20 protein-coding genes, 1 tRNA gene and 1 pseudogene are annotated in these 24,973 nt (G+C 70.2%); 14 read left to right on the forward strand and 8 right to left on the reverse strand.

Annotated features, from left to right (window positions below; translation table 11 throughout):
* The first annotated feature begins 81 nt into the window (after positions 1-81).
* The 3 genes from FVA80_RS01575 to FVA80_RS30260 all read left to right on the forward strand — a co-directional run bounded on the left by FVA80_RS01575 (position 82) and on the right by FVA80_RS30260 (position 2,631).
* Entirely contained in the window at positions 82-1,770 is a 1,689-nt protein-coding gene (locus tag FVA80_RS01575; RefSeq protein ID WP_147906109.1) for an MCP four helix bundle domain-containing protein, read from the forward strand.
* A 33-nt stretch (positions 1,771-1,803) separates the two neighbouring features.
* Positions 1,804-2,148 carry a hypothetical protein gene (locus FVA80_RS01580; RefSeq protein ID WP_147906108.1) on the forward strand — a complete coding sequence of 115 codons (345 nt, stop codon included), beginning with the start codon at positions 1,804-1,806 and terminating at the stop codon, positions 2,146-2,148.
* Between the two features lie 324 nt (positions 2,149-2,472).
* The gene (locus FVA80_RS30260) at positions 2,473-2,631 is read left to right on the forward strand and encodes a hypothetical protein (RefSeq protein WP_187193564.1); all 159 of its coding nucleotides are present in this window, start codon (positions 2,473-2,475) and stop codon (positions 2,629-2,631) included.
* A gap of 349 nt (positions 2,632-2,980) precedes the next feature.
* Here the strand turns inward: FVA80_RS30260 and FVA80_RS01595 are convergent, their stop codons facing one another.
* Positions 2,981-4,321 (reverse strand): sorbosone dehydrogenase family protein, encoded by a 1,341-nt coding sequence (locus FVA80_RS01595; RefSeq protein ID WP_147906106.1) that lies wholly within the window; start codon positions 4,319-4,321, stop codon positions 2,981-2,983.
* On the reverse strand, positions 4,318-4,785 hold the full coding sequence (locus FVA80_RS01600; protein WP_147906163.1) for a DUF2231 domain-containing protein: 468 nt from the start codon (positions 4,783-4,785) through the stop codon (positions 4,318-4,320). Before FVA80_RS01600 ends, FVA80_RS01595 begins: the two co-directional genes overlap by 4 nt.
* Positions 4,786-4,927: 142 nt before the next feature.
* Between FVA80_RS01600 and FVA80_RS30895 the strand changes: the two genes are divergently transcribed.
* Positions 4,928-5,323 carry a hypothetical protein gene (locus tag FVA80_RS30895; RefSeq protein WP_246692229.1) on the forward strand — a complete coding sequence of 132 codons (396 nt, stop codon included), beginning with the start codon at positions 4,928-4,930 and terminating at the stop codon, positions 5,321-5,323.
* 130 nt (positions 5,324-5,453) lie between these two features.
* On the opposite strand, the gene FVA80_RS01610 is transcribed toward FVA80_RS30895, so the two are convergent.
* Entirely contained in the window at positions 5,454-5,852 is a 399-nt protein-coding gene (locus FVA80_RS01610; RefSeq protein WP_147906105.1) for a PRC-barrel domain-containing protein, read from the reverse strand.
* A 266-nt stretch (positions 5,853-6,118) separates the two neighbouring features.
* Between FVA80_RS01610 and FVA80_RS01615 the strand changes: the two genes are divergently transcribed.
* Entirely contained in the window at positions 6,119-7,009 is an 891-nt protein-coding gene (locus tag FVA80_RS01615; protein WP_246692230.1) for a DMT family transporter, read from the forward strand.
* A gap of 9 nt (positions 7,010-7,018) precedes the next feature.
* Here the strand turns inward: FVA80_RS01615 and FVA80_RS01620 are convergent, their stop codons facing one another.
* Entirely contained in the window at positions 7,019-7,942 is a 924-nt protein-coding gene (locus FVA80_RS01620) for a hypothetical protein (RefSeq protein ID WP_147906104.1), read from the reverse strand.
* Between the two features lie 136 nt (positions 7,943-8,078).
* Here FVA80_RS01620 and FVA80_RS01625 point away from each other — a divergent pair, with 136 nt between their 5' ends.
* The 4 genes and pseudogenes from FVA80_RS01625 to FVA80_RS01640 all read left to right on the forward strand — a co-directional run bounded on the left by FVA80_RS01625 (position 8,079) and on the right by FVA80_RS01640 (position 12,265).
* Positions 8,079-8,642 carry a nitroreductase gene (locus tag FVA80_RS01625; RefSeq protein ID WP_147906103.1) on the forward strand — a complete coding sequence of 188 codons (564 nt, stop codon included), beginning with the start codon at positions 8,079-8,081 and terminating at the stop codon, positions 8,640-8,642.
* A gap of 27 nt (positions 8,643-8,669) precedes the next feature.
* Entirely contained in the window at positions 8,670-9,299 is a 630-nt protein-coding gene (locus tag FVA80_RS01630; RefSeq protein ID WP_147906102.1) for a flavin reductase family protein, read from the forward strand.
* Between the two features lie 304 nt (positions 9,300-9,603).
* Positions 9,604-10,712: pseudogene (locus tag FVA80_RS30900) on the forward strand (lytic transglycosylase domain-containing protein).
* The gene (locus tag FVA80_RS01640) at positions 10,709-12,265 is read left to right on the forward strand and encodes a DUF2336 domain-containing protein (protein WP_147906101.1); all 1,557 of its coding nucleotides are present in this window, start codon (positions 10,709-10,711) and stop codon (positions 12,263-12,265) included. Before FVA80_RS30900 ends, FVA80_RS01640 begins: the two are co-directional and overlap by 4 nt.
* A gap of 169 nt (positions 12,266-12,434) precedes the next feature.
* Here FVA80_RS01640 and FVA80_RS01645 read toward each other — a convergent pair whose 3' ends face one another.
* Positions 12,435-14,291, reverse strand: coding sequence for a glycoside hydrolase family 15 protein (locus FVA80_RS01645; protein WP_147906100.1), 1,857 nt, complete (start codon positions 14,289-14,291; stop codon positions 12,435-12,437).
* A gap of 130 nt (positions 14,292-14,421) precedes the next feature.
* Positions 14,422-15,657 (reverse strand): acyl-CoA dehydrogenase family protein, encoded by a 1,236-nt coding sequence (locus tag FVA80_RS01650; protein WP_147906159.1) that lies wholly within the window; start codon positions 15,655-15,657, stop codon positions 14,422-14,424.
* Positions 15,658-15,795: 138 nt separating this feature from the next.
* Here FVA80_RS01650 and FVA80_RS01655 point away from each other — a divergent pair, with 138 nt between their 5' ends.
* Both FVA80_RS01655 and FVA80_RS01660 read left to right on the forward strand, forming a co-directional pair.
* Entirely contained in the window at positions 15,796-16,551 is a 756-nt protein-coding gene (locus tag FVA80_RS01655) for a response regulator (RefSeq protein ID WP_187193697.1), read from the forward strand.
* Positions 16,548-17,960, forward strand: coding sequence for an ATP-binding protein (locus FVA80_RS01660; protein ID WP_147906099.1), 1,413 nt, complete (start codon positions 16,548-16,550; stop codon positions 17,958-17,960). Before FVA80_RS01655 ends, FVA80_RS01660 begins: the two co-directional genes overlap by 4 nt.
* Before the next feature lie 126 nt (positions 17,961-18,086).
* Here the strand turns inward: FVA80_RS01660 and FVA80_RS01665 are convergent, their stop codons facing one another.
* Positions 18,087-20,234 carry a methyl-accepting chemotaxis protein gene (locus FVA80_RS01665; protein WP_147906098.1) on the reverse strand — a complete coding sequence of 716 codons (2,148 nt, stop codon included), beginning with the start codon at positions 20,232-20,234 and terminating at the stop codon, positions 18,087-18,089.
* Between the two features lie 429 nt (positions 20,235-20,663).
* Here FVA80_RS01665 and rocF point away from each other — a divergent pair, with 429 nt between their 5' ends.
* From rocF to FVA80_RS01680, 3 genes are all read left to right on the forward strand, one after another.
* Positions 20,664-21,632, forward strand: a complete 969-nt coding sequence (gene rocF, locus FVA80_RS01670) for an arginase (protein ID WP_147906097.1) — start codon at positions 20,664-20,666, stop codon at positions 21,630-21,632.
* On the forward strand, positions 21,632-22,495 hold the full coding sequence (locus tag FVA80_RS01675; protein WP_147906096.1) for an urease accessory protein UreD: 864 nt from the start codon (positions 21,632-21,634) through the stop codon (positions 22,493-22,495). Before rocF ends, FVA80_RS01675 begins: the two co-directional genes overlap by 1 nt.
* Positions 22,496-22,660: 165 nt before the next feature.
* Positions 22,661-22,734: transfer RNA gene (locus FVA80_RS01680), tRNA-Cys, on the forward strand.
* Positions 22,735-22,886: 152 nt separating this feature from the next.
* On the opposite strand, the gene FVA80_RS01685 is transcribed toward FVA80_RS01680, so the two are convergent.
* Positions 22,887-24,575 carry a methyl-accepting chemotaxis protein gene (locus tag FVA80_RS01685; protein ID WP_147906157.1) on the reverse strand — a complete coding sequence of 563 codons (1,689 nt, stop codon included), beginning with the start codon at positions 24,573-24,575 and terminating at the stop codon, positions 22,887-22,889.
* Positions 24,576-24,973: the final 398 nt, after the last annotated feature.

Here is a 24,973-nt window from a genome sequence, read left to right on the forward strand (position 1 = left end):
GCGGTTGTTAAGATCTGTTGGTTAAGCATTCGCGGCTGCAGCTTGCGCAATGTTCCTATTCCGCTGCATTTCGAGGGTGCCGTGACGCTGCAATCTGTCTCCATCCGCACGAAATTGATTGTGGCGTTCGCCACTCTGACCGTTTTCGTGGTCGGCCTGGGCATACTCGGGCTCGTGAGCACGCAAAAGCTGCGCGATCAGACCGTCGCCATCGAAACGAACTGGCTGCCGAGCATCAGGACGCTCAGTGAGATCAACACGCTGACGGCCCGGAGCAGTGGGCTTCTCCTGCGTCACACGCAGGCGACTGATCCGGCGCTGCTGGCCACCATCGAGAAGGACATTGGCAGCTTCGACAGATCCGTGGACGAAAAGGCCAAGTTCTATCGCACCCTGATCAGCTCACCCGAAGAGCAGGCATTGGACGCGACGCTGAGCCGGGCGTCTGACGCCTTCCGGGCTGTCCGCGACCAGGTGCTGGCCCTATCGCGCCGGGGTGACAAGGCGCAGGCCTACGCACTCTACGAGACGAACGGGCTCGCGCCCCGTCGTGCCGTCTCCACCGCGCTCGAGAAGCTGATCGCCCTCAACAACGAAGGCGCCAGCGCCGCTGAGGCCCAGGGTCTGACGGTCTTCGAGGAGACCCGCACGGTGACCCTGATCGCGATCGGGCTCGCCCTGATTCTTTCGGTGCTGTCGGGGGCGGTGATCGTCCTGGGGGTCACGCGCGGCATCCAGTCCGTTGTGCAGCCGATGCAGGCCCTGATCGCCGGCGACCTGTCGGTCACGATCCCGCACCAGGGCGCCCGGACCGAGGTCGGCACGATCGCGGACGCCGTGCAGGTCTTCAAGGACGGGCTGATCCAGATGAAGGCCTTGGAGGCCGAGACGGCCGAGGCCCGGCTCGCCGCCGAGGCGCAGCGCAAGACCGGCATGCGCCAGATGGCCGAAACCTTCGAGCAGGCGGTCGGCGGCATCATCGGCCTGGTCTCGGCCTCCGCCACCGAGCTTCAGGCAACCGCTGAGGCGATGTCGGCCATGGCCGGCCAGACCTCGGCGCAGTCCGGCGCGGTGGCGGCCGCGGCCGAGGAGGCCGCCAGCAACGTCAACACCGTGGCGGCGGCCGCCGAGGAGCTCGGCTCGTCGGTCCAGGAGATCGGCCGCCAGGTCGACGGCTCGGCCAGCCTGGCGCAGCGCGCCGTCAGCGAGGCGGATCAGACCGCCGTCCTGGTGCAGGAGCTCAGTACGGCGGCGGCCCGGGTGGGCGACGTGGTCGGCTTGATCTCGTCGATCGCCGGGCAGACCAACCTGCTGGCCTTGAACGCCACCATCGAGGCGGCCCGGGCCGGCGCTGCCGGACGCGGCTTCGCCGTCGTCGCCTCCGAGGTGAAGGCGCTGGCCGAGCAGACCGCCAAGGCCACCGAGGAGATCTCGGGTCAGATCGCCCGTATCCAGGCTTCCACCGGCCAGGCCGTCACGGCGATCGGTTCGATCGCAATGCGGATCCAGGAGATCAGCGGCGTGACGACCTCGATCGCCGCCGCCGTGGAACAGCAGGGCGCGGCGACCCAGGAGATAGTTCGCAACGTCAGCCAGGCCGCGATGGGGACCGGGGCGGTGACCAGCAACATCACCGGCGTCGCCAGCGCCGCGGAGGAGACCGGATCGGCGGCGAGCGAGGTCCTGGGCGCGGCATCGGAACTCTCGCGCCAGTCCGAGCACCTCTCAGCCGAGGTGGGCCGCTTCCTCGCCACCGTGCGCGCGGCCTGAACGAACGGCGGGGCCGCCAGGATCGCAGGCCGGATGCGCGCAGTCCGATCCGGTGCGCGTGTCGGCCCCAGCGAAGTCTCGCGTTCCCAGCAACGATCGGTTGACCACGTCGACAGCCAGCCGCTCGTCCCGGAGGGCGCCAGAGCCAGTTTGCGGACTTCGATCAGCGGCTACGCGGATCCCGCAATGGTCAAGGTCTTGGCGTTCCTGGCCGCGCTGGGATCGGTCGCCTGCGGCTTGCTGATCGTCCGGGATCTGCTTCACTTGCTGACGCTGCAGCAGAACCCGACCGGAGCACGCGTCGCGACGTTGCTGGCGGTTTTCGCGGTCGGCTCGAGCCTGGGCGCCGCCGCGAGCCTGCTTCAGCGCAATCGCTGAACCATTTGCGGGCGAACCCGATCGCAACCCAGGTGTGCCGAAGCACGTCCGCCTGTAAAGCTTAGGCATACATCAGGGTCACACCGCGAACACAGTCGCGGACCTGATGGAGACTATCAATGCCCCTCGCATCCCGCCTCACCATTGCCGCCGCCGCGACGATCGCCACCGTTGCGGTCCTGGCCGGCTCGTACGTGCAGGCCTTGAGCCTCGCCCTGCCGAACCACTTCGTCTGATGCTAATCGGACCCGGCGACGGAACGCCCAGCAACCCGGCGCTCCGTTGCCCCTGCCAGCCCAAAACCCCAGTGCGGGGAGGCAAGCGATGCACGCCATCCTGATAGCCATGCTCGACGGCGCGACCTGGGTCGCCGACACGCTCGATACGCTTCTCGACGATGCCGTCATCGGCTTCGGAGCTGCAGCCCCGTTCGCGGCACGCGGCGAGGACGAGTCCATGGAGCCGGTTCCGCCAAGACCCTGACGCACAAGCTGTAACAGCGGCTCCGCGGACAACCGGGTCAGCGACGCCGCGCCTCATTACAACGCGCGATTACGATGACCGCGTGCGCCCAACGTCTTCAGTTTGCCGATCGGACGCCGGATCCGACGCTTCGTGATCGGGGATCCGATACCCCCGCGCCCAGGTGCGGTGCTCGTTCGAACCTTCGGGATAGGGATTGGCCGAAAGCGGCTCTCCGCGGTCTCGCGCGTGGCGCCCCTCATCGCTGATCGCGGTTGGCGACCGGCTAGATAGCGTCACGATGCAGTCCTCCCGGTCATGGATTCTTCCCACGCCACGTAACGGGAGCTCCGGGACGACGAGGCCGGGATCATCGTACGATTGCGGGCGGCTGCGCCTCAGAGCGCGCGCCCGATCCCGTGACCCGCCACACCGTGCCGCCGGCATCGTCCGCGATGAGCAGGGCACCCTGGCCGTCGATCGCCAGCCCGACCGGTCGGCCGCGCGCTTGCTTGTCCGCGTTGAGGAAGCCGGTGACCACGTCCTGAGCCTTGCCGGCGGGCTTTCCGTTCTCGAACGGGACGTAGACCACCTTGTAGCCGTTCAACGGATCGCGGTTCCAGCTGCCGTGCTCGCCGACGAACGCCCCGCTCCGGTAGGCCTGGGGCAGGCCCGTTCCGGTGGCGAATGCCATCCCCAGCGGGGCGACGTGCGAACTCAGCGCGTAATCGGGCATGATCGCCTGGGCGACCAGGTCGGGGCGCTGCGGCATCACCCGTGGATCGAGATGGCTGCCCCAGTAGCTGTACGGCCAGCCGTAGAAGCCGCCGTCCTTTACCGAGGTCATGTAATCAGGGACCAAGTCGGGACCGAGTTCGTCGCGCTCGTTGACCACGCACCACAGCGTCTTCGTCTGCGGCTCGAAGGTGAGACCGTTGGGGTTGCGCAAGCCGGTCGCGTAGAGCCGGTGGGCGCCCGTGGCGCGGTCGATCTCCCAGATCGCGGCCCTGTCCTTCTCCTCGTCGATGCCGTTCTCCGTGATGTTGCTGTTCGAGCCGACGCCGGCATAGAGCTTGGTGCCGTCCGGGCTGGCGGTCAGGCTCTTGGTCCAGTGATGGTTGATCCGGCCCGCCGGCAGCTCGGTGAACTTGACGCCGGGCTCGGTGATCTGGGTCGTGCCGGCCGTGTACGGGAAGCGCATCACCGCATCGGTGTTGGCGACGTAGAGCGCGTCGTCGACGAGCACCATGCCGAAGGGCGCGTTCTGCTTGTCGAGCAGGACGGTCCGCGTCTCCGCCACGCCGTCTCCGTCGGTATCGCGCAGCAGGGTGATGCGCTGGCCAAATTCGCCGGCGGGATGGGACAGGCTCTCCAGCCAGCCCATGACGATCTCCTTCGGCCGGTTGATCGGCGGCGTCGGGCCTCCGCTCTCGGCCACCAGGACATCGCCGTTGGGCAGGACGAGGAGCGAGCGCGGGCCTTTCAGGCCGGTCGCCAGAGCCTTCACCTGCAGACCCGCTGCGACTTGCGGAACCTCACCGTCCTTCCAGCCCACCGACCGGGATACGTGCATCGGCGGCAACAGGTACTGGTGCAGGTCCGGCAGGGGCGGATTCGGGCCGACCTGGGTCTGGGGATCGATAGGATCCGGTCCGCAAGCCGACAGCGGCAGCAGCGCGGCTGCGGCGAGGAGATAGCGTTTCCGGCTCATGCTCGTGTTCCCGGCCGCACGCCCACGCGATGGCGATGGATCAAGTCCGCGCCGCTCCAGCCCGTCACCAGCAGGAGCACGACCACGGTTCCGGAGAGCGCCAAGCCGGTCGGCACCACCGAGGTGTAGGCGTCCCGGCTGTGCACGAACACGTTGACGATCGACAGAGCGAGTACGAGGACGTTGCCGACCGCATGGATCCAAGCCGGGCGCAGGCGCCGGATCGACCGGCTGCCGAGGAAATCGATCACGCCGGCGAGGCCCGCGAACACTGAGGCGATCAATCCGATACTCAACAGCCAGGCCGAGAAATTCGCCCATTGCATGTTGGCGGTCGCCCAATAGGCGATATCGGTGACAAAGGTGCCGACGAAGCAGACGATTGGGATCGGCACAAGCATCGGGTGAATGGGATGCCCGGCGATGCTGGCAGTCGAGCGCGGGAAGTTCTCCGACACACGCATCCTCGTCATGAAATCGCATTCTGCACTGCGGGTCCTACCGCGCGTCGAGGTAAAGGTTCCGCCTGCGCGCCATCTGGTCGCTCGGGGGCTGCATCGCTCGCCGAACCGCCTGAGTCAGCCTCCAGCGGCATCGGATGGGCGCGTGCGTCCGCGCACCGTCGGGAACCCTGATCTGTGTCGTTTTCTAAAATCATCGGCCGGCACCACTATTGCCGAGTCTGAGCAGCATCGCCATTTCTTGTCTCATTCGCGGACAAGCGGCGAAAAGCAGTCCAGGATTGAGCCAATGGCCGCTGCCACAGTAGAGAAGCCACTCGACGTTGGTGGCCCGATCAGCCGGAGAGCCGCCGCGCTCGCCAACGTGAAATGGTTTCGGGCTCTGGCCTGTCGCGTGATGCGCGAAGGCGGGCCGCAGGCGACGCTGCGCGCGGCCAACGCCAGGGCAGCGGCCCGCATCATTTTGCGCCAGGCCAAGCGGGACGCGCTGGTCAACCGGATGGCGCGTGAGGCGCTGCAAGCGGATCGGGTGACGCACTAGATCGGGCGCCTATCTGCCTGCACCATGCTTGACGGCAGTTTCGAAGCATCCGCTGCGATAAATCGCCGGGATCAGCCAGAAGAACCGAGGCCGCCGGCCAGCTCGTACCGCCGGCAGCCCCGTCAGACGCTCAGCGCTTGAACTTGCCGTCGTACTTGAACTCCGGCGCGGACTTCAGCTGCTCTTTGGTCGCGCCGATGATCGCCTTCCACTTCTTTGCGTCGGCATCGTAGCCCAGGGCCACGGAGGCCGGGGAGACGGCGACGTAATGCTCGCCCATGCCGAGGAAGCCGCCGACCGAGACGATGTAGCCGACGACCTTCTCGTTGTGGATCGCGATGTCCTTGATCTCACCGACGGTGTTGTTCTGCGCGTCGGTGATGTTGAGGCCGATCAGGTTGTAGCTCAGCACCGCATCCTGCGGCACGCTCTCGAACTTGGGGGCCACCGTCGGGGGCGTGGTATTCGCCGCGAGGGCGGGTCCGGCGAGGGCAGCGGCGGCGAGGGTAGCGAGGACGAGGCGGCGCATCGAGATCTCCAGCGGCCCGGGATGGGCGCGGGGAAAGGGCCTGCCTGCACGCATCGTTCCGCGAGATCGCAGAAATGTTAATGGCCGGAACATGGAACCATGGGGCCCTATCGCCCGGTCAGCGCGCGTGTCCTGCCGCGCGGCCGGTACAGTTCGGCTCGTCCGGCCCGAACCGTCCCTATCTGAGCACGCGCAGCAGGCGCATGTCCCGGCGGATCAAGACCGAGGGGACAGTCGTGGCACGATCCGGGCAAGCATCGACGGCATTGACCAACCCAGGCACCGGGCGAAACCTGGCCTCGGCAAAACCGGGCGCGTGGATCGACGGACTGGTCGGCGTCGCGATCTTCAGCGGCTCCCTGGTGGCGACCCGGCTGGCGCTCACCGGCATGGACGCGCTGTTCCTCAGCGCCGCGCGGGCGGCCCTGGCCGGGCTCGCGGGGGCAGCCGCATTGCTCATCCTGCGGGAGACCTGGCCCCGCCGGAGCGACATGGGGGCGCTCGCCATCGTGGCGGCGGGTGTTGTGGTCGGGTTCCCGCTCCTGACGGCGCTCGCCCTGCGCACCGTCAACGCGGCCCACGGGACGGTCTTCGTCGGATTGCTGCCGCTCTCCACCGCCCTGTTCGGAGCCTTGCGGTCGGGCGAGCGCCCCTCGTCGGCGTTCTGGATCCTGTCGATCCTGGGCGCCCTCGTGACGGTGGGGTTCGCGGCGCGCGGGCTCGACGGGCCGCCGGGTCCCGGCGACGCCTTCATGCTGGCGGCGATCCTGGTTTGCGGCCTCGGCTATGCGGAGGGCGGAAAGCTGGCACGGCGGCTCGGCGGCTGGCAGGTGATCGCCTGGGCCACCGTCCTGTCTCTGCCGCTCTCCCTGCCGCTGGCGCTGGTCTTGAGCCCCGCACATCCCGGCGCGATCCCGCTGCCGGCCTGGGTCGGCCTGGGTTACGTCGCCTTGTTCAGCATGTTCATCGGGTTCGTGTTCTGGTACCGGGCGCTGGCCCGGGGCGGCATCGCGGCGATCGGGCAGCTCCAGCTTCTGCAGCCGTTCATGGGGCTGGGGGTGGCCGCACTGGTCCTGGGCGAGCGGATCGAGCCCGCGATGATCGGGGCGGCCCTCGCAGTCGCGGTTTGCGTGGCCCTGGCGCGGCGTATGGCCTGAACAGACCGCTCAGCCGGACTTCGCCACCACCTCGATGTCCCGGTCCAGCCCGCTCTCGACTTTGAACTCGCGGGTGTAGACCTGCCCGTCATGCCGGGCGATCAGCACGTAGTCGCCCTCGGCGAGGGTCACCTGCGGGAATGCGCCGATCGCCTCGCGTATGGTGTCGCCGCCGGGGGTGAGGACCGAGAAGGCGGTGCCGGCATAGGCCTCGGCCCCGAAGGCTGCGACCAGCTTGAGGGTGACGGTGGCGGCGCGGTGATTAAGCGTCGCCTCGGTGACCTTGCCGTTCTCGACCCGCAGGTCGGCGCGCTGGATCGCGTTGGACTCCCCGTAGGTCGAGACCACGTGATACGTGCCCTCGGGCAGTCGCAGGATCTCCCCGGCCTTGATGCCGGAGCGTACGAGGCGGCCCTCGGAATTGGTCCCCACCGGCACGAACACCGAGAACACGACCTGGGCGGGCGGGATCTTCTGGTCGCCCACGGCCCCAGCGAGCTTCAGTGCGCCGGCCGCGACCCGGAGGGTGTCGGTGGCCGGCTGTCCGCCCATCACGATGCGCTTCGAGGCGCTGGCGAAGCCGTACGTGACGGTCGCCACGTAGGCGCCCGGGGGCAGGGTGAAGTTCGGCTCGGCCTCGGTGGAGCGGCCCACGATCGAAGGCCGGGTGCCGTCGCCGCGATCCTCATAGATGCGCCAAGCCAGGCCCTTGCGCAGCGGCACCCCGGCCCCGGACAGCAGCGCCGACAGCGACAGCTGCGCCTCGGGCTCGGCCGGTGGCATGTTGGGCGGCAGGGTCGGGCTGGTGATCGACGGGGATGGCAGGGGATCGCCGAGGCGGTTCTGGAACACGCCCTGCTGCGCGCGCGCATCCGCGGGCAAGAGGGAGGGCGAGAGAATTGCCAACGCCATCGCGGCAAGCCTCGTGCGCATCCGTTGAATCCTCATCCAGTCCCAGTCCGGTTCCGCCTGTGCCTCGGGACCATGGCGGCGGCAAGGCCGCACGGTCTTCCCCCGGGTGCCCCTGCGTGCCACATCCGGGTAGCGATTCATCCGCGGGACAGGACGCATGACTGCCACCCTCGACCTCCTGAAGACGCGCCGTTCGGTCCCGCCGCTGCTGCTGGACGGCCCGGGGCCGGACCGCGCGCAGCTCGAGACCATCCTGACCGTGGCCTCCCGGGTGCCCGACCACGGCAAGCTGGCCCCCTGGCGGTTCATCGTGATCGCCGAGGCGGCGCGGGAGCGGGTCGGAGACGTCATCGCGGCCACGTTCGCGGCCGACAATCCCGAAGCGAGCCCGGAGCGCCTCGCCCAGGAGCGCGGCCGCCTGATGCACGCGCCGTTGACCGTCGCGGTCGTCTCCCGCACCGGCCCGCACGTGAAAATCCCCGAATGGGAGCAGCTTCTCTCGGTCGGCGCCGCCACCATGAACCTCGTAGTCGCGGCCAACGCCTCGGGCTTCGCCACGTCGTGGCTGACGGAATGGTACGCCTACGATCGCCGCGTGCTGGATGGGCTGGGCCTTGCGCCGTCCGAGAAGCTCGCCGGGTTCGTGCATATCGGCCGGGCCCGCGAGGTGCCGTCAGATCGCCCGCGGCCGAGTCTTTCCGAGATCGTGACCTATCTCTGAGTGCGGTCCGTCTCAGAAGGCGCATTCGTGCATTACGATCTCGAGATTCCGCGCGAGAACCGCGCGCTTCCCCACAACCCCCTCAAGGCGATCGTGGCGCCGCGGCCGATCGGCTGGATCAGCGCCATGAGCCGCGAGGGCAAGCTCAACCTCGCGCCCTACTCGTTCTTCAACGCGGTCGCCGACGACATGGTGGCGTTCTCGTCCTCGGGTCGGAAGGACGCCATGACCTTCGCCGAGGAGGGCGCGGAGTTCGTGTGCAGCCTGGCGACCTGGGACTTGCGCGACGGGATGAACGATTCCTCGGCGCCCCTGCCGCGGGGCGAAAGCGAGTTCGCGTTCGCCAACCTGGAGACCGCCCCATCGCAGAAGGTGCGCCCGCCCCGGGTGGCGGCCTCGCCCGCCGCCCTGGAGTGCCGCTGGCTCCAGACCGTCCCGCTGGTGCCGCTCGGCGGCGGCAAGGCGGAGAACTTCTTGGTGATCGGCCAAGTCGTGTCGATCTACGTCGATGAGCGGTTCGTCTCAGACGGCATGGTCGACACCGCCGCGATGCATCCCATCATGCGCGGCGGGTATTTCGATTATTTCCACGCCACCGCGGAAACCCGCTTCCAGATGCGCCGGCCCAAGGGTGCGGCGGAGTTCAGCGGATCCTGAAGCCGCCGTTGAACCTGACGACGCCGAGGGGTGGACGTTTTGCGCCGCCCCTTCCCGCACGCATGCGGCGCCAGCGGAATGCGACCCGGGATCCGGGCCGGGACAGCGGGCGGCGTTTTCGCCGCGGCGCGTTCCGTGCCGTGTCGCGGATCCCTGTCCACTGACGTTCCAGGCGTCCAGGACAGGGGCGTCGTTCTCCGTCGATGATGGAGAAGCGCGCATAACATAGCGCAACATCGATTGAGGAGTTGTTTACCATAAGCGGCGCAGGTTCACGGTGTCCTCAGACCCCGTGCGCGCCCGGATGTTCCTGTTCACCACGCCGTCCAGCCCATCGGAAAGCAGCCCGCCCGCCCAGGCACGGGCGGCCGCGGGCTCGGCCGCCTCCGGGCCGGTGGTCCAGGCGATCCGCGACGGCGCGATGGCGAGCGGCGTCGGGTTCGACTACCTGCTGGCGACGGCCCGGCGGGAATCCGCCCTCGATCCGGCGGCCAAGGCCGGGACCTCCTCCGCCACCGGCCTGTTCCAGTTCATCGAGCAGACCTGGCTCGGGGTGATGAAGAATGCCGGGCCGAAACTCGGCCTCCAGGCGCAGGCGGACGCCATAACCCGGCAATCCGACGGCACCTACGCGGTCCCGGATGCCGAGCAGCGCCAGGCGATCCTCGACCTGCGGCGCGATCCGAAGATCTCCGCGACGCTCGCCGGCGCCCTGACCCAGCAGAATTCCGACGCCCTCGCGTCAGCCCTCGGGCGCGACCCCACTGCGGGTGACCTCTACGCCGCGCATGTCCTCGGCGCGAAGGGCGCAGCTGCCCTGATCTCCACCGCCCGCGCCTTCCCGGCCCGGGCCGCGGCCCTCGACCTGCCGGAGGCGGCCGCAGCCAACCGATCCCTGTTCTACGACCGGACGGGCCGGCCGCGCAGCGCCGCCGAACTCTACGCCAACCTCGCAGCCGCCGCGCAGGGCGCCGTGCAGAGTGCCACCGCCGCCACCGACCTGACCGTGCTGCGCCAGGACGGTGCCCCGCCCACGCAGGCGGCCACGGCCTATGCCAGCACCGCCACCGCGTTCGGCGGCACCTCCGACCTGCGCAGCCTGTTCCAAACCGAGCAGCGCGGAGCGGCCTCCGACGCCGCAGCGCGCGGCCTGGCGTGGGCCCGCAACGCCGCGCCGCCGACCCAGCACCCTGCGCCCACCTACTTCCCGCGCTCCGGCGCGGAGGCGCCGCTCGTCGCTTCCGTCGCCGAGCCCGCGACCACCGGCGCGCTCGCAGAACCGGCGCCGACGCCGGCAGGCCTCGCCCTGGTCAACCCGCCGCTGCCGCCCCCGCCGCCCCGGCCGATCTCGCCGCCGCGGGATCCACCACCGGCATCAGGAACAGCCTGTTCGCCCCCCGGAGCGGCCCATGATCATCCGCGAGTTCCTGGCCTGGACCCAGAACGCCTCGGCCGGCCGCAGGGCCGAGGCCACCACCGCGCTGGCGCGGGCCTTCCTGTACGGCGACCTCTCCGCCGACGAGGCCTGGGAGGCCAAGACCGCGCTGCTGTCGCTGCTGGACGACCCGTCGCCCCTAGTCCGCCGGGCGCTCGCCGAGACCTGTGCCGCCTCGGCCCGCACGCCGCGGCCGCTGGTGGTCGCCCTGTCCTGCGACGTGCCCGAGGTGGCGCGCCTGGTCCTGGCCCGCTCGCCGGTGCTCACCGACGCGGACCTGGTCGACGCCGCCGCGCTCGGCGACGAGACCACCCGCGCGGTGATCGCTGCCCGGCACCACCTGTCCCCGCCGGTGTCGGGGGCACTCGCCGAGATCGGCGAGCTGGGGACCCTGGTGGTGCTCGCCGCGAATCCCACCGCGAAGATCACCGCGGGCCGGATGCTGCGCATGATCGAGCGCCACGGCACCGAAGCCCGCCTGCGTGAGGCGCTGCTGCGCCGGTCCGATCTGCCGCCGGAGGTGCGCTACACGATCGGCCTCGCGGTTGCCCAGGCGCTGTCCCAGTTCGTGATCGCGCGCGGCTGGATCGGCACCGAGCGCTGCGACCGGATGAGCCGCGAGGCGGGCGAGCGCGTGGCCCTCGAGACCTGCGACGATTCGGGGGTCGCCGCGGTGGCGCGCCTGGTGGCGCATCTGCGCACCACCCGGCAGCTCACCGCGGGCCTGATCCTCCGGGCCGTCCTGTCGGGCCGGACCGATTTCGTCCACGCCGCCCTCGCCGACCTTTCGGGACAGGATTATGCCGGGATCACCCGCGCCATGCGGGATTCCTCGCGGGATCCGCGGGCCTTCGCGGAGTTGCACCGCAAGGCCGGGCTGCCGGAGGCTCTGCTGCCGGCCATGCAGGCGGCACTCGCGGCTCGGCACGCGGCCGCGGGCGGCCTGCGCGGCGCCGGCCTGTCGCGCCGGATGATCGAATCCGCCATCGACGCCTGCACGGACCTGCCGGCGCCCGAGATGCACGCCGTGGTCGTGCTGCTGACCCGCTACGAGGCCGAGGCCGCCCGCGACGAGGCTCGGGAGGTCGCCCGCGCCGTTGCGGCCGAGGCGATGACGCGCGAGACCGCCCGCCGCGAGGCCGAAGCTGCGGACGCCGCCTGGCGCGCCGCCCTCGAAAGCCAGCGGCGTACCGCCTTCGCGCCAGCGAGCGCCGTCGAGATCGTCGCGGAAGGGATCGCCGCGCCGGTGGAGATGCCCGATCAGGCCACGGTCGAGCCCGCGATCGCGGCGCGTGCGGATGGCGCGCCGGCCATAGCCGAACCGCTCAACCCGGTCGGAGCGATCCTCGACGCGCTGCCCGAACAGATCCTGGCCTGGTACCGCACGGAGCCGAAGGACGAGGATCCGGTGGTCCAGGCCGCCATGCAGGAGGTCCTCGACGGGCTCGGCGCCGACCTACTGGACGAGTTCCAGGCGAGCCGCGCCGGCGCGGATACCGGGTCGGACGAGGAGATCAGGATCGCAGCCTGATCGAAGCGAACAGCTTGGCGCCGTTCATGCAAACGCCCCGTCATTCCGGGGCGGCAGGCGAGCCCGGAATGACGAGATGGCACCTGACGCATCCGTGCCGCTTCCGACGCCCGGGAAGATCGGATCTCGCCTGACGCAGGCGGGCTGACGGATGCGTCCGTGAATGGACCTATTCGGCCGCCCGTTGCTCGATCGCGTCGACGAGGCCGAAGCGCTCGATGCTGTCCTCCAGTCGGAGGGCCGCGTTGATCAGCGCCATATGAGAGAAGCCCTGCGGCGTGTTACCGCGCTGCTCGCCGGTGGCCGGGTCGATCTCCTCCGCGAACAGGCCGACATCGTTGCCGCGGGCGATCAGGCGCTCGAACGCCGCCTTGGCCTCGCGGGTCCGCCCGTCCAGCGCAAGGCACCCGACGCGCCAGAACGCGCAGGCCGTGAACGTGCCCTCGTCGCCCTTCAGCCCGTCATCCATGCGGTAGCGGTAGATCAGGTCGCCGTCGCCCAGCTCGCGCTCGATCGCCGCCAGCGTCGAGCGGGTACGCGAGTCGCTCGGATCCAGCGCGCCGAACAGGGCGACCCGCAGCACCGCCGCGTCGAGGTGGTGGGAATCGTAGGCGCCGGTATAGGCCTGCTTCTCCGGGTTCCAACCCTTGTCGTGGTATTCCGCCCGGATCTCGGCGGCGATCCGCTCCCATTCGGCGATCTTCTCCGCGGGGACGCCTTCGATGTTGCGGCCGATCCGGGCCGCGTCGGTGAGCGCGACCCAGATCATCGCCTTGGTGTGGACCTGCTGGCGCGGGCCGGTCCGCAATTCCCAGATGCCGTGATCGGCGTCGTGGCGGTGACGGATCGCCCGGGCGGTGAGGTTGTCGAGCACCTCGGGCAGGCGGTCGTTGACCTTCTCGGGCGGGTCGTAGTCGACGGCCTCCAGGAACACGCACAGCGCCCGCAGCAATTCGCCGTAGATGTCGTGCTGGTCCTGGGCCTCGGCCAGGTTGCCGATCACGACAGGTCCGACTCCGCCCCAGCCGGCCAGATGTTCCAGCACCTCCTCGGGCGGCATGCCGTCGCTGATGCCGTACATCAGCTTGGTTTCGCGCCCGTACGAGCCGTCGCGCTCGCGCAGGAAGCGCAGGAATTCGGAGGCTTCGCGGACGTAGCCCAGCATCACGAAGGCCGTCACCGTGAAGGCCGCGTCGCGCATCCAGGTGAAGCGGTAATCGTAGTTGCGGTCCCCCGGCACCGCCTCCGGCAACCCGGCGGTGGCCGCCGCCACGATGCCGCCCGAGGGCGAGTAGGTCAGCAGCTTCAGGCACAGGGCCGAGCGCATCACCGCGTCCCGGTAGGCGCCGTTGTAGCTGCTGCGGGCGCTCCAGCGGCGCCAATACTCGGTCGTGGATTCCATGCGGCGCTGGGCCCCGGCGAAATCCTCGATGCAGGCATCTTCCTGGTCCTCGCCATGGGTCAGGACCAGGTAGGCGGTCTCGCCCTCGGCGAGGTCGAACAGGACCTCGGACGTATCGCCCTGCAGCTGCGGCTCCGGGAAGGCGTTGACGCGCAGGCGCCAATCCCCGGCCTCGAACAGCACGGATCGGTCCTCGACGATCGGCGTGCAGGGCCGGCGTGCGTAGTCGAAGGTCGGCCGCACCACGAACCGGCCGGCGACCCGCCCGCTCTCGCAGGTGAGCAGCCGGATCAGGCGGCTCTCGCCCTCGCCGTCTGGCCCCTCTTCGGGCTCGGGGCTCGGCGGATTCACCGGCATCACGTCGATCAGCCGGGCGCGCCCGGTCGACGTGGTGAAGGTGGTCTCCAGGATGTTGGTGTCGGGCACGTAGCGGCGCACGGTCTCGGTGAGCCCGTCGAAGGCGAGGCTGCACGCGCCGCCCTTGTCGTCGTCCAAGAGCTTCAGGAACAGGGCCGGCGAGTCGTGGCGCGGCCAGCACAGCCAGTCGATCGAGCCGTCCCGCGCGATCAGCGCGCAGGAATGGGTGTCGCCGATGAGGGCGTAATCGCTGATGGGCTTGGACACAGGGCTTCCGAAAGGCGATCGCGCCGCTGGTACGGCATGGAACGAACCTATCGTGAGTTAGCCAAACGACCCCGGGCGGGGAGTCCCGCTCGACGATTCGCCGCACGGGTCAAAGGCCAGGAGCGACCGATCAGGCCTTGGGCCGCGGCAGCATCCGGTCGCTGATGATCCGCCGCTGGATCTCGCTGGTGCCCTCGAAGATCGTGGTCAGGCGCGCGTCGCGCCAGTAGCGCTCGACCCGCCGCTCGGTGGTGTAGCCGTTGCCGCCGTGCAGCTGCATCGACTGGTTCGTCACGCGCACCGCCATCTCGGTCGCCAGAAGCTTCACCATGGCGGATTCGCTCTCGGCGGGCTCGCCCTGGTCGAGCAGGTGGGCGACCTGCTGCCAGAACGCCCGAGCCTGGGCGACCTCCGCGGCCATGTCGGCGAGCGCGAAGCGCAGGGCCTGGAAATCGCCGATCGGGTGGCCGAACTGGACCCGCTCCTGCAGGTAGGCCTGGGTGTCCTCCACCGCCGCGCGCGCCACGCCGACGGCGCGGGCCGCCGTGTGGACCCGGGCGATGTTGAGGCCGCGCTGGACCGAGGCGAAGCCGCCGGAGTCCGCGTCGGCGCCCTGGTCGCCGTAGAGGCCGGTGAGCCGGTCGCTCTCGGGCACGCGCACGCCATCGAGGGCGAGCTCGAAGGTCTGGAAGCCGTGATAGCCGATCTTGTCGATCACCCGGCCGGTCACCCCGGGCGGGAAGCTGTCGCGCTCCTTCACCACCAGGAACGGCTCCAGACCGGCCGAGCGGGACTCGCCGGGCTCCGGGTCTCGGGTGCGGGCGAGGACCTCGATGAAGTCGGCGCCCTTGGCGAAGCCCGCCCAGCGCTTTGTGCCGGTGATCACCCAGGTGTCGCCGTCCCGCACCGCGCGGGTCTGCACGCCGGCCAGATCCGAGCCGGCATTGGGCTCCGACAGGGAGATCGAGCCGATCCAGTGGCCCCGGGCCGAGCGGCGCAGCAGATCCGCCCGGCGCTCGGGGTCGAGGGTCTGGGTGCCGAGGCCCTGGCCCCGGGCCAGGATGCTGCCCACCGACAGCCAGGCCCGGGCCAGCTCCTCCGAGACGAGGCAATATTCGAAGACCCCGAGACCGAGGCCTCCCTGCGCCTCGGGTATCGTGATGCCGAACCAGCCCTTCTCGGCCATGGCCTCGATGAGCCCGCGGGGCATCTCGGCCTTCTGCGGATCGAGCTCGTCGGCGAGCGGGAGGACGACGTCGTGCGCGAAGGCGCGCGCCTCGGCCTGGAGCGCGGCCCGGGCCGGATCGTGCCAGGGCGAGGCCAGCTCAGGTGGCTTCGGGGCGATCGGATCAGGCTTGTGCGCCATCGTGCTCATGCGTTCCCCCGGCTTTCACCCACCGCTGCATTCATGGCCACGCGGCACGGCAAAGCTGGAAACACGCGCTTACAAAATGGTTCCCGCAACCATCTTCGAATAATCGCCGCGTCGGCGCATAATAACCTGATGACGCTCGCCGATCCGCTCGCCGAATCCTTCGCGATGAACGCACCCGCCACACCCCACATCCTCGTGGTCGAGGACGATCGCGAGATCTCGGCCCTGGTCGCCCGCTACCTGCGCGGCAACGATTGCCGCGTGACGCTTGCGGGCGACGGCAACGAGATGGACCGGGTGCTGGCGGAGGCTCGGATCGACCTGATCGTGCTCGATCTGATGCTGCCGGGCGAGGACGGCATGAGCCTGTGCCGCCGCCTGCGCAGCGCCTCTCAGATCCCGATCCTGATGCTGACCGCGAAATCCGAGGAGGTCGACCGCATCCTCGGCCTGGAACTCGGGGCCGACGACTACCTGGCCAAGCCGTTCAATCCGCGCGAGCTGCTCGCCCGGATCCGGGCGATCCTGCGCCGGGTGGCCGCCGAGGCACCCGACCCGGACGAGCGCCGCCGCCTGCACTTCTCGGGCTGGACGCTGGACGTGTCGCTCCGGCAGGTGCTGTCGCCGGAAGGCGCCCGCATCGCCATGACGGGCGCGGAGTTCGAGCTGCTGCACGCGCTCTGCCTGCGGCCGGGCCGCGTGCTGTCGCGCGACCAGTTGCTCGACCTGACACAGGGCCGCACGGCAGGGCCGTTCGAGCGCAGCATCGACGTGCTGATCTCGCGCATCCGCCAGAAGATCGAGCGGGATACGCGCAATCCCGAATTCATCCGCACGATCCGCTCGGGCGGCTACCTGTTCACCCCCGAAGTGACCCGGTCATGAGCGCGTTCCGATCCTTGCGCGCCCGCCTGCGTCCGCAGAGCATCGCGGGGCAGATCGCCCTGCTGGTCGTGGCCGGGATCGCGGTGGCCCACATGGTCGCCACCGCGGCGTTCCTCCTCCTGCACGAGCCGCAGAATCCGGACACGCTGCCGGGCGTCGCGGCGGGCCGGCTCTCCACGCTGGTGCGGCTCCTCGACGAGGCGGACCCAGCCGCGCGGCCGGCCCTGCTGGCGAGCGGGCGCAGCCTCCCGCTGATGCGGGTCGAGGCTTGGGACGGGACGGTTCCGCCGGACGCGGCCCCCGTGCCCGACCTCCCGGTCATCCGTCGCCTGCGCGTCGGCGCCGGCCGGCACGTGACCCTGGTGGATCTGAGCACGCAGGATCCGGCACAGACGCAGTCGGACGGGCAGCTGCATATCGGGATGATCACGCCCAAGGGCGCGACCCTGCAGGCCACGCTGCCGAACGCGCCGCTGCGCCCGCCCCGGCAGGGGGCCCTGATTTTCACGGTCGTGTTCCTGGCCCTCACTCTCGCGTTGCTCTGCGTCTGGGCGACCCGGGCGCTGACGGCGCCGCTGGCGCGGCTGGCCGGAGCCGCCGAGGCGTTCGGCACCCACGACGACCACGTCGCGCTTCCGACGGCAGGCCCCCGCGAGGTGCTGGCCGTCTCCCGGGCGCTCGACCGGATGCGGGCCCGGGTGCGCCGCCTGATCGACGACCGCACCCAGATGCTGGCGGCGATCAGCCACGACCTGCGCACGCCGATCACCCGCCTGCGCCTGCGCGCCGAGTTCATCGAGGACGAGCACACCCGCACGGCCACCCTGCGCGACCTGGACCAGATGAACGGCCTGGTGGAGGCGGCCCTGTCCTTCGTGCGGGACGGGCAGACGCGGGATGCCAGCAGCCTGAGCCTCGTGGACCTCGCCTCGGTGGTTCAGACGGTCTGCGACGACTTCTCGGATTTCGGCGCGCCCGTGAGCGTCGCCCACAGCCGGCACGTCCTGGTGCAGGGCCGCCCGGAGGAATTGCAGCGGGCGATCACCAACCTGGTGGACAACGCCGTCAAGTACGGCGGAGGGGCTGAGGTCCAGATGGAATCCTCCGAGCGCGGCATCCGCATCTGCGTACTCGATCAGGGCCCCGGCATCCCGGAGACCGAACGCGACGCGATGCTGCAGCCCTTCGTGCGCGGCGACCGCGCCCGCAATCTCAACGAGGCCAGCGGTTTCGGCCTTGGCCTGTCGATCGTGCTGGCGATCGTCGAGGCGCATAACGGCCGCCTGACCCTGGAGAACAGGCGCGAGGGCGGCCTGTGCGCCGCCATCGAGCTGCCGCTCGCGGCGCAGGCCTATGCGAGCCGGGCGGCACAGAGATCCCAAGGCCCGCTACCGGCCCGGGCTGCCTGACGGCCGTCCGAGCCCAACCGCCTTCGGTCTGCTTCGCGCATCGTGCCGGTGACCGGCACGATGCGCTCGCTCTCTGATCCGCATCGACGATGTCCGAACGCCGGCGGCCACCGTTCGGACCGATGCTCAGGCTGCCCGGACGTTGCGCAGGAACTGCGAGACCTCGGCGCGGAGCTGCTCCGACTGGGCGGCGAGTTCGTCCGAGGCCTGCGCCACGGAGGCGGCGGCCTCGCCGGCATCGCTGGCGACCCGGGCGACCTCGGCGATGTCGGCGGTCATCCCGCTCGTGCCGGTCGAGGCCTGGCCCATGCTGCGGACGATGTCCTGCGTGGTGACGCCCTGCTCCTCGACGGCCGCCGAGATGCTGGTGGAGACGTGGTTCATCGCCTCGATCTGGGACACGATGCCCTGGATCGCCTCGGAGACGCCGCCGGTCACCGCCTGGATCGACGCGACCTGCCGGCCGATCTCCTCGGTGGCCCGGCTGGTTTGGGTCGCCAATTCCTTGACCTCGGCCGCGACCACCGCGAAGCCGCGGCCGGCCTCGCCGGCGCGGGCGGCCTCGATCGTGGCGTTCAGAGCGAGCAGGTTGGTCTGGCCCGCGATGGTCGAGACCATCCCGACCACGTCGCCGATGCGGGTGGCGGCGGCGGCGAGATCCGCCATCGTGCCCTCGGCCCGCTTGGCCTCGCCGACCGCGGTGGCCGACATGCCGGCTGCCTGCTCGACCTGACGCCCGATCTCCTGCACGGTGGCGCCGAGTTCCTCGGCGGCCGCAGCCACGGCATCGACGTTGTCGGCGGTCTGGCGCGCGGCGCTGGCGACGCTGGTCGAGCGCGCCGACGTGCCGCTAACGGCGACCCGCATGGTTCCGGACGCGCCCTGCAGGGCCGCCACGCCCCGGGTCAGCCCATCGACGATGCCGCCGACCGACGTCTCGAAGCCGCTCGCCAGATCCTGCAGCATGGCGCGGCGGGCCTGCTCTTCGCGCAGCCGCGCCGCCTCGGTGGTCTGGAGCTGCTGCGCCGCGTCCTCCAGCGACACGTCGCGGATGATGACCACGGCGCGGGCGATATCGCCGATCTCGTCCCGGCGCCGGCTGCCCGGTACGTCGCTGAGCGCCTGGCGTTCGGCGAGCGCCTTGAGGGCGCGGGTCAGTGCGCCGAGCGGCGACACGATCGAGCGCGCCAGCAGCAGGCCGAGCACGGCCGTCCCGGCGAGGACGCAGAGCCCGATCAGCAGCAGGTTGCGGGAGAGCGCGCGCACGGCATCGATCGCCTCCGCCTGCGACTGCTCCGCCACCACGGTCCAGGGGGCGCCGAGCACGCTGACCGGAGAGGCCGCCGCCATGTGCGGGCCGTCCGCGGCGGTGAAGTCGAAGCTTCCGCCCGCCTTGAGCTGGGCCGCCTCGATCCCGAGCGGCTTGAGTTCGTTGCCGGCCTTCACGGTCGCGTTGAGGGGCGGGTTGCTGCGCAGGCGCCCGTCCGCGCCGGCGGCCATGACCTGGCCGGTCTCGCCGAGGCCGGTCCGCTTGGCCAGGGCCTGATCGAACAGCGTCGGCGTCACCCGCAGGGCGATGAAGCCGATCCGCTCCGCGGCCTGGGCCGTGCCCATGGCGACGTTCGCCCGCTTGGTCATGGCGCGGCCGATGAAGGCGGCCGGGACACCGTCCACGGGATAGGCCGTGAAATCCTCGTAGAGTACGGCGCTCGGGTCGGCGGCCTTGAGACGCTGGACGAGGCGGGCGAGGGCCGTATCCTTCAGCCCGTCCTCGGTCACCGACTGGCCGAAATCCTTGCCCTTCGTGGTCGTGTAGACGACGCGGCCGGCATCATCGAGGAACAGCAAGTCGGCGTAGCCGGCCTGCGTGATGAGCTTGCGCGCCGTCTCCTGTACCTTCACGTGCCGACGCCCATACATGCCGGTGCCGTCGAGGGCGACCCGGGCCTCGACGGTCGGCGGCGCCTGGAACGCCGCGATGACCGCGGCGGTGTCCGGCTTGGCCGGGTCGAGGTTCTCGATCAGGTCTGGGAAGTTCGAGACGATCTGCGGATGCGCGGACGCGGCCAGGAAGTCGGCCTGCATCCGGTCCGCCACCAGCTCGATCCCATCGCGGCGGGCCGCGGCGGCGAGCTGCAGGCGCTCATTCGCCGCGTCGATCAGGCCGGACTTGGCGGAATACCAGCTGAAGCCGCCCATCGCGGTGGCGCTGAGCAGGGCCAAGCCGATCGTCATCGCCGGCAGGCGAGAACTCAGCCGCGAAAGCACCACCATGGCTATCCTACATCGTTTTCTTAGAGAGAGCGCCGCAACCTTAGAGCAATGGCACTAAGATCCGGTAAACTTCGGCGGCAAAGCCGGGCATTATGGCGCAAAACTCAATCTATCGTAACATCGAGATATTCAATATTTTGAGGAACTAAGTATCTACGTAAAGACATTCGGATCCTCCCGGACACTTAAATCCACACCAAAACTACCAGGCAATACCAGGGTCTTCGAGGCGATTTAGCATCCGCCATGCCGGATTGTCCCGTGAGCCGACCGGTCTGGAACCTGCCCGCGTGCGGGGCACCACCGCGCCGACGCAAGCGCGGCCCGCGGCTTGCGGGCGAAGCGCAAGCGAATCGTTGGCCGGCCCTTCGAGTGCGCCTAGAGCATCGAACGGGCGCACGAGCCTCCACCTGCACTCGAGGGGACCGGATGACGAGCGACACCAGCCGAGGGGATGCGCGCCGGATCGCGCTGATCGGGGCGCCGATCGAGGTCGGGACCAGCGAGCCCGGCGCGCTCATGGGGCCTGCGGCCCTGCGCACCGCCGGACTGGTCCGGACCCTGTCCGATCTCGGCCACGCGGTCGTCGATCAGGGGGACGTCGTCCCCGACGGGCCGGCGGATGCGCGGGGCCTGCCCGCCGTCACGGCCTGGACCCGCGCCCTGTCGCGGTCGGTCGAGGCTGCTCTGGGGGCGGGCGCCCTGCCGCTCGCCGCCGGGGGCGATCACAGCCTGTCGCTCGGCTCGGTGGATGGGGCGATGCGCCACTGCGCCCGGGAGGGTCGGCCGCTCTTCGTGCTCTGGCTCGACGCCCACGCCGACTTCAACACCCCGGAAACCTCGCCGTCGGGCAACGTCCACGGCATGCCGCTGGCGGCCCTGTGCGGCGAGCCGGGCTTCCCGAGCCTGTTCGCCGATCCGGCGCCGGCGCCGCTGCCGCCGGCCAACGTCCACCTGTTCGGCCTGCGCTCGATCGATGCCGGCGAGCGCGCCCTCGTGACGGCCCGGCGGGTCGGCGTTACCGACATGCGCACCATCGACGAGTTCGGCGTAGTCGCGCCCCTGCGCCGCGTCCTCGACCGCGTCGCACGCGACGGCGCGCATCTTCATGTCAGTCTCGACGTCGATTTCCTCGACCCATCGATCGCACCCGGCGTCGGCACGACCGTGCCGGGGGGCGCGACCTTCCGGGAAGCGCACCTGATCATGGAGATGCTGCACGATTCCGACCTGGTGCGATCCCTCGACGTGGTCGAGCTGAACCCGTTCCTCGACGAAAGGGGCCGCAGCGCCCGGGTGCTGGTGGAACTGGTGGCGAGCCTGTTCGGCCGGCGCATCCTGGACCGGCCGACGCCCGCGATCGAGGCGGTCTCGAGCGATCAGGGCGGCCGCCGCTAATGCCGGACGGCGCGACGCAGGTTCATGATCTTCCGGCGGCCGGGGCGCCCGCGCGCCAGCGATCGGACGGGCGCGTCCACCTGTGGGCCGGTCCGGCCGGGGGAACGGGCCCGACCCGCATCCTCGACCTCGCTGAATCCGGCCCGTCGCGGCTGCGCTTCCCACGCGGGGAGGGGGCGCTTGAGGCGGTGCTGGTCAACACCGCCGGCGGTGTCGCGTGCGGCGACGCCTTCACGATCGCGCTGGACCTCGCCCCGTCGGCCGACCTCGTGCTGACGACCACGGCAGCGGAAAAGATCTACCGCTCGGACGGCCCGGTCAGCCGGATCGAGAACCGGATAACCTTGGCGGCGCACGCCCGGCTGGCCTGGCTGCCGCAGGAGACGATCCTGTTCGATCGCGCCCGGGTCCGGCGGCGCTTCGAGGCCGACCTCGCGGAGGGCGCCGCTTTGCTGGCCGTCGAGATCGTGGCCTTCGGCCGCGCCGCCCGGGGCGAGCGGATCGCGGCGGGGTTGTTCGCGGATACCTGGCGCGTGCGCCGGGCCGGGCGGCTCGTCTATGCCGACAGCCTCGTCCTGGAAGGCCCGATCTCGGATCTTCTCACGCGACCGGCGATCGGCGGCGGTGCCCGGGCCTGCGCGACCCTGCTGGACGTCTCAGCAAACGCGGAGGGGCGTCTGGAGGAAGCCCGCGCCCTGCTCGAACAGGCCGTCGTCCCCGGAATCGAGGCGGCGGCGAGCGCCTGGAACGGACACCTCGTCATCCGCGCCCTGGCCGACGGGGTCGAGCCCTTGCGCGGCCTCGTGAGCCGGGTCCTGGCCAACTATCGCGATCGGCCGATGCCCCGGGTCTGGCAGAGCTGACCGGCTGCTTTCGGGCCGCGGGCCGGTCCAGCGCCGATCGACCTGCATATTCCTGCGCGGAAGCCGCATCGCGACCGTTGCCTGTCGCCGCCCACCTCTGCTAGAGACCCCCACCCGGAGCCGGCCGCCAGGCTCCGATGGCGACGCCGCGGCGTCGCGACGAGGGGCCTCGTGGCGGAGTGGTTACGCAGAGGACTGCAAATCCTTGCACCCCGGTTCGATTCCGGGCGAGGCCTCCATCGATCATCCGAGATACAGCGCGCACGCTTCCGCCGACCGGTTTCGATGCCGTCGATATGGCGGATGTCCCGCGTCGCAGGCGCCGGCATGGCGGCCGGCACCCACGATTCCCTAGACCCTCTCGAAGGCCCTGCCTTCCAGGACGATGCCGTCAGGCCGCGGCGACCTGGGCCAGAAACGTCTCGATCGCCCGCTGAAGGCTATGAGTCCCGGCATTCACCTGCAGGGCGCTTGTCCGGACATGCTTGGCCTGCACCTCGTTGGAGGCCGCAGTGGCGCGCACGCCCGCCACGCTGTCGGAGACCTTCCGGGAATCCGTCGCCGCGCTGGTGATGGCACGGGCAATCATCTGGCTCGACTGGCCCTGCTGGTCCGCTGCGACCGCAACCTCGGCGGCGATGGAGCTCATCTGCGCGATCGTCTGGCCCACCGTGCCGATCGAGCCGATCGCTCCGACCGTGTCGGCGGCGGCGGCTTGAATCGCCCCGATATGATGGGCGATGCGGTCGGTCGCCTGCGCGGTCTGCGCCGCCAGATCCTTGACCTCGGTGGCGACCACGGCGAACCCCCGTCCCGCCGCACCGGCCCGCGCGGCCTCGATGGTGGCGTTCAGCGCCAGCATGTTGGTCTGCTGAGCGACGGCGCGGATCAGCGCGATAACGGCGCCGGCGTCGTCCGCGGCTTGCGAGAGGGTCGTCACCGTCGCCACCAGCCCTTGCGTATCCGACAGGGCCGTCGAGGCGATCTCGCTCGTATGCCGGACCTGGCTCTCGATCTCCCGGGCCGCAACCGACAGCTCCTCGGCAGCGCTGGCGATGCTCACTACGACACCGGCGGTCTGATCGGATGCCTCCGCCACGACGGCGACCTGCGTGGTCGTCTCGCCCGCGAGACTCGATAGCGCGTCGGCCGAGGCCTGCATGGCGTCCGCGGAGGCGGCGAGATCCGCCACCGTCCGCTGCATCTCGTCGTCGAAGGCCTGGGTCGCCGCGGCCAGGCGCTCGGCCCGGACGAGGTCGCGCGCCGTCCGCGCCCGGGCGTCGTGGTCGAGCGTCCGCCGCTCGATCATCGCCGCCTGGAACGCCGCGATGGCATGCGCCATCTGGCCGATCGCGTCCTGGCGCTGCGTGAACGGGATCGCGTCGTCGAGCCGGTCCGCCGCAAGAGCCTGCATGGCGGCCTTCAGGCGCTTCAGGGGCTTCTGGATCTGGGAGAGGACGATCCAGATCGCGGCGGCCAATGCCAGGGCGAGCGCAACCGCCGGCGCCACGATCAGCGCGACGATCGCATGGCGCTGCTCGATGACGCCTGCTGCGCGCTGGTCGTTGAGCCGGGCCAACACCTCGCCCCCGAGTCGGCTGATCTCCGCGATGATGCGTTCGCGGTTCTTCACCGTCGCCTCGTCGGTGGCCTGGATCAGGGCGGCCTTGGGCGAGATGGTCAGGCCGAGCTCAGCGGTGTCGTTCTGGTAGGCGATGAACTCCTTCACGAACAGGTCGAACCGGCGGCGCCGGTCCGGCGGCAGCTGATCCTCCATCGCCACCAGGAACGGCCCCCGGACCTGTTCCACCGCCGCCAGGGCGTCCTGCAGCCCGGAGAGACGCGTCCGCGCTTCCTGCGTATCCTCGGCCGTGTAGAGGGCGGTGGCCTGCACGACCGCATGCTCGATCGCCTGGCTCAAGGCGCCGGCCTGAAGCCCGGCATTCCAGATCCTGTCCGTGGCTGCGGCGCGCTCCTGCTCCCACAGGGATTGCCGCACGGCGAAGGCCGAGATGCCGACCGCCACGAAGCCCAGCAGGCCGACGACCGCCGCCAGCTTGAAGCCGAAGGAATTGCGCATCTGAAGCACGATACTGTTCTCTTCTGGACCGACGCACGATCGCGTCGCGGCAAGGTGCCTTGTCGAAGGCGGAAGCTTGGAAGACGAAAGGGTCGAGGAGACCATTGGGCGATCGAGAGCGCGGGGCATGTGGCCGAGTACGGGGCGAAGCCAGTTCGGGGTGAATCCGGCGCTCGGGACGATGCGCCAAGCGTTGCATCGACGTGCGGCAGCCTCAGCGCCGCCGCATCGCCGGGCCGAACCTCAGCGCCTTCGGTATGGCGACGCGCGGCCGTGACGGCGCGAGCCCGCCGGATCAGAAATCGACGCTGCAAACATGGAATGGCGGGACGGTTCGACGACGTTTCTTCAGCTGTTCGGATAAAGATACGGGCCAAAGGATCAATCCGTCAATACAC

The organism is Methylobacterium sp. WL1 (genome assembly GCF_008000895.1).
Classification (GTDB): Bacteria; Pseudomonadota; Alphaproteobacteria; order Rhizobiales; family Beijerinckiaceae; genus Methylobacterium.

Coding starts and splice junctions, on each gene's coding strand:
- FVA80_RS01580 (WP_147906108.1), top strand. CDS start 1,804: ATGCGCGCAGTCCGATCCGGTGCGCGTGTCGGCCCCAGCGAAGTCTCG.
- FVA80_RS30260 (WP_187193564.1), top strand. CDS start 2,473: ATGCACGCCATCCTGATAGCCATGCTCGACGGCGCGACCTGGGTCGCC.
- FVA80_RS01595 (WP_147906106.1), bottom strand. CDS start 4,321: ATGAGCCGGAAACGCTATCTCCTCGCCGCAGCCGCGCTGCTGCCGCTG.
- FVA80_RS01600 (WP_147906163.1), bottom strand. CDS start 4,785: ATGCGTGTGTCGGAGAACTTCCCGCGCTCGACTGCCAGCATCGCCGGG.
- FVA80_RS01610 (WP_147906105.1), bottom strand. CDS start 5,852: ATGCGCCGCCTCGTCCTCGCTACCCTCGCCGCCGCTGCCCTCGCCGGA.
- FVA80_RS01620 (WP_147906104.1), bottom strand. CDS start 7,942: ATGCGCACGAGGCTTGCCGCGATGGCGTTGGCAATTCTCTCGCCCTCC.
- FVA80_RS01625 (WP_147906103.1), top strand. CDS start 8,079: ATGACTGCCACCCTCGACCTCCTGAAGACGCGCCGTTCGGTCCCGCCG.
- FVA80_RS01640 (WP_147906101.1), top strand. CDS start 10,709: ATGATCATCCGCGAGTTCCTGGCCTGGACCCAGAACGCCTCGGCCGGC.
- FVA80_RS01650 (WP_147906159.1), bottom strand. CDS start 15,657: ATGGCGCACAAGCCTGATCCGATCGCCCCGAAGCCACCTGAGCTGGCC.
- FVA80_RS01655 (WP_187193697.1), top strand. CDS start 15,796: ATGACGCTCGCCGATCCGCTCGCCGAATCCTTCGCGATGAACGCACCC.
- FVA80_RS01660 (WP_147906099.1), top strand. CDS start 16,548: ATGAGCGCGTTCCGATCCTTGCGCGCCCGCCTGCGTCCGCAGAGCATC.
- FVA80_RS01665 (WP_147906098.1), bottom strand. CDS start 20,234: ATGGTGGTGCTTTCGCGGCTGAGTTCTCGCCTGCCGGCGATGACGATC.
- rocF (WP_147906097.1), top strand. CDS start 20,664: ATGACGAGCGACACCAGCCGAGGGGATGCGCGCCGGATCGCGCTGATC.
- FVA80_RS01675 (WP_147906096.1), top strand. CDS start 21,632: ATGCCGGACGGCGCGACGCAGGTTCATGATCTTCCGGCGGCCGGGGCG.
- FVA80_RS01685 (WP_147906157.1), bottom strand. CDS start 24,575: ATGCGCAATTCCTTCGGCTTCAAGCTGGCGGCGGTCGTCGGCCTGCTG.